Source organism: Faecalibacterium sp. DFI.5.82 (genome assembly GCF_029076575.1).
In the GTDB taxonomy this organism is placed as follows: Bacteria; Bacillota; Clostridia; order Oscillospirales; family Ruminococcaceae; genus Faecalibacterium; species Faecalibacterium duncaniae.
Map to the genome: position 1 here is coordinate 1 of NZ_JARFIS010000209.1, position 340 is coordinate 340.

Consider the following 340-nt stretch of genomic DNA (forward strand, 5'->3'; position numbering starts at 1 on the left):
CGATGAGCTGCTGAGCCTGCTGGATGTTCTGGTGGACGGCCGCTTTGTGGAAGCCCAGCACGATATCTCCCTGCGCGTCCGGGGCAGCTGCAACCAGCGGCTTCTGGATGTGCCCAAGAGCCTTGCCGCAAAGGCCCCCGTCTGGTGGGAGGACGAACAGGTGTTTGCCACACACACCATGGAACGGTAAGGAGATTTGACCCTCTCAGTCATCGCTGCGCGATGCCAGCTCCCCCGAAAGGGGGAGCATTTTGCATCTTCCGGTCAGCACAAATAAAGCTCCCCCTTCGGGGGAGCTGGCTGCGAACATCGTGAGCAGACTGAGAGGGTTTGCCCCGCA

Annotated in this window: 1 protein-coding gene; it reads left to right on the plus strand. The window is 60.9% G+C overall.

The window, feature by feature from the left end:
- Positions 1 to 190: 4Fe-4S cluster-binding domain-containing protein (locus P0G09_RS16275; RefSeq protein WP_275253186.1), on the plus strand; the 190-nt coding region annotated here is incomplete at its 5' end.
- Positions 191 to 340 lie beyond the last annotated feature (150 nt).